Source organism: Paraburkholderia sp. (assembly GCF_049581445.1).
Classification (GTDB): Bacteria; Pseudomonadota; Gammaproteobacteria; order Burkholderiales; family Burkholderiaceae; genus Paraburkholderia.
Genome location: NZ_JBAURZ010000139.1, coordinates 1 through 2,992, shown reverse-complemented (window position 1 = coordinate 2,992; position 2,992 = coordinate 1). Strand labels below are relative to the sequence as shown.

Below are 2,992 nucleotides of genomic sequence, written 5' to 3'. Positions count from 1 at the left end.
GTTGCCAGCCGCGTAGCGATGCGCCGCCTTGCCGCGCTGCGGCGGGCAAGCAGGCGCGTCAAACGACGGCCGATGCCCGCTGTTAAAACCTACTCCCGCCCGCATCATCTTTCCGCTTCGGCGTAACGGCGCGTAACCGTCAGGTTCGCCGCCGTTACACACCCGCGCCGCACTCCGCATTAACCTTACAGTTTTCTGCGTCACCCGCGGTGCGTACGCTACCCTTGCGGAACCGCCGCGATACCTCGTTCTCCGTTGCCTGACAGGCATTCGAGGCAGTCGCCAGGTGATCTTCCGCAGACCTCGCGTCAGCCGAATCGACAGGAATCCATTGCATGCAGTTTGACCGAACCTCGCGCGCGTGGGCCGTTGCACCGCGCGTCCTGACACTGGCTGTCGCCGCTGCGCTCGCCACGCTGCTGGCGGGCTGCGCAGTCGGCCCCGACTATAAGCGGCCCACCACGGAAATTCCCGCCTCGTACAAGGAAGCGGCGCCGGGCTGGAAAGTCGCTCAGCCTGCCGACCAGCACGACCGCGGCGACTGGTGGACGATCTACAACGACACCGAACTCAACGCGCTCGAGGACAAGCTGAACACGTCGAACCAGACGGTTGCCCAATACGCGGCTGCGTATCGGCAGGCACGCGCGCTGGTCGGCGAAGCACGCGCTGCGTATTTCCCGGTGATCAGCGGCTCAGCAGGCGCTACCCGCTCGGGAACCGGCTCATCAGGCGCAAGCACGGCAGGAAGTACACGATCCGGCGTGAACAACAGCTACAACCTGCAACTCGATGCAAGCTGGGAGCCCGATCTGTGGGGTAAGGTAAGCCGCACCGTGGGTGCCCAGGAAGCCAGCCAGCAGGGGGCCGCCGCCACGCTCGCCAACGCGCGGCTCTCCGCCCAGGGCACGCTCGCCCAGACCTACTTCTCGCTGCGCTCGCTCGACTCGATGCAGAAGCTGCTCGACGATACCGTCGTCGCCTACGAAAAGTCGCTCAAGCTCACACAGAACCAGTACGCGCAGGGTGTCGCAGGTCGTTCCGATGTGATCCAGGCGCTAGCCCAACTGCAATCGGCGCAGGCCGCAGCAATCGACAACGGTATTGCCCGCGCCCAGGACGAACACGCAATCGCCGTGCTGGTCGGCGAACCGGCGTCCACCTTCTCGATTGCACCGTCGCCGCTCACCGCGATACCGCCCGCCGTGCCGGCGCAAATGCCGTCGGCATTGCTCGAGCGGCGGCCCGACATTGCGTCGGCGGAACGCGCGGCGAAGGCCGCGAACGAACAGATCGGCGTCGCCATCGCCGCGTTCTTCCCATCGTTGACGCTGTCGGCAAACGGCGGCTACGAAAGCTCCGTCCTGTCGCAATTGCTCACCACGCCAGCGCGCTTCTGGACCCTTGGCCCGCAACTGGCCGGCACGATCTTCGACGGCGGTCTGCGCGAAGCGCAGACCAATGCCGCCCGCGCCGCTTATGACGAGGATGTCGCGGTTTATCGTCAGACGGTGTTGGCCGCATTCCAGGACGTCGAAGACAACTTCGCTTCGCAACGGATCCTCGAACAGGAAATCGTCGTACAGCAGCAAGCCGTCGAATCTGCGCGCCAGGCGCTGGATATCGTGACGAACCAGTACAAGTCGGGCACGGTCGGCTATCTGAACGTGCTGACCGCGCAAACCACCGCCTTCACCGCCGAACAGAAGCTCGCCAGCATCGCCGGCGAACGGATGGTTTCCTCGGTGGGCCTCGTGAAGGCGCTAGGCGGTGGTTGGGATGCCTCGCAGATGAAACTTGAAACCGGCACGATTGCGGCGACGTCCGCTCAGTGAACGAAGGTCAACGCCACCGTATCCGGCCCGCTCGGGCGCCCAAGCAGATTCAGCAAGCCCGCCAGGTTATCCCGCGCCTCGGGCGCTGCGCTCGCGGTGCCGTTGAACATCGTGGAACCCGCGCTGACAGACCCGTGCCCATTGAGCATCAACGGTCCTTTGAGCGTGGACAGATCGACTGTGGAGCGGTCGCCCTCCGCCTGAATCACGACGCGGTACGAGCCCAGCGGCTTAACGAGCGAAACCCGCGAACTCGCATCGACGAGCGTGACGGTCAATTGTCCGAATGCCTCGTTGCCGAAGCTGCGCCAGTCGCTCCATGCGAGTTGCACGTCGCCTTCCAGATCAAGCGTATTGAAAGGCGCACCTAGGCCGGTTAGCAGCGACGCAGGCACGGCAATCGCACCCTGCGACAGAATCGCGCCGCGCCGGGTGGCGTCCACGGTAATCGGATTGGGCATCGCATCGCTTTGCAGCATGGTCATCCGTACGCGGCCGATAAACAGCGGCCAGAACGCCGTATGCCATTCGACGCGACCCGGCAGCAGGGTCGCTGTGCTGGTATCCGAACCTGCGGCTAGCATCAGCGTAGCCGAGCCATGCCAGAGCGACCCCGCCGGATTGACGAGGTTGACGTGGCCGCCGGTGGCTTTGGAAAACTGCGGCGTGATCCACGCAGCGGGCAACACGACCAGCAGCACCGTGCCGCTCGATATCACCGCGACCAGCAGCCACGGCAGGGCAGCGCGCAAGCGCCGCATCCAGTAATTCATGCGAAATCCTGTGGCTACACCGTCATTTGACGGTCGACGGCTGCAACGACGCGGTCAGGTCGACCTGGCCGTCGTCCTTGAGCGCGGTGACATGCGCTTCGGAGACCTGCACCTTGAATTGCCGCCGCACGTCGTCGACCCAACTGGTCCACACCGGGAACGACGCGTTCTTCAACTGGATCTGCACCGCGTTGCCGATTAACTGCACTTGCAGCGCGGTCATGCCGTGGTCAGACAGTGAAGCGGTGAGCGCATCCTTCAGGGCGCCGCCGGTAGGCGTCACGCCCTGCGCCGCTGCCGACAGCCGCCGCGCCTCGTTGGCTTGCGCGGTCATCTGCGCGAGCTGGCGTTGCATCGCCGGGAGCGTTTCACGCAAGTGCGCCC

At 64.8% G+C, this 2,992-nt stretch carries 3 protein-coding genes; 1 reads left to right on the top strand and 2 read right to left on the bottom strand.

Annotated features, from left to right (window positions below; genetic code table 11):
- The first annotated feature begins 335 nt into the window (after window positions 1-335).
- Window positions 336-1,835, top strand: coding sequence for an efflux transporter outer membrane subunit (locus WCA85_RS13095; RefSeq protein WP_424064464.1), 1,500 nt, complete (start codon window positions 336-338; stop codon window positions 1,833-1,835).
- Here the strand turns inward: WCA85_RS13095 and WCA85_RS13090 are convergent.
- Window positions 1,829-2,608: a type II secretion system protein N gene (locus WCA85_RS13090; protein WP_424064462.1), complete on the bottom strand. Its 780-nt coding sequence runs from the start codon at window positions 2,606-2,608 to the stop codon at window positions 1,829-1,831. The genes WCA85_RS13095 and WCA85_RS13090 overlap by 7 nt on opposite strands.
- A gap of 22 nt (window positions 2,609-2,630) precedes the next feature.
- A partial coding sequence (gspM, locus tag WCA85_RS13085) for a type II secretion system protein GspM (protein ID WP_424064460.1) occupies window positions 2,631-2,992 on the bottom strand: 362 nt, incomplete at its 5' end.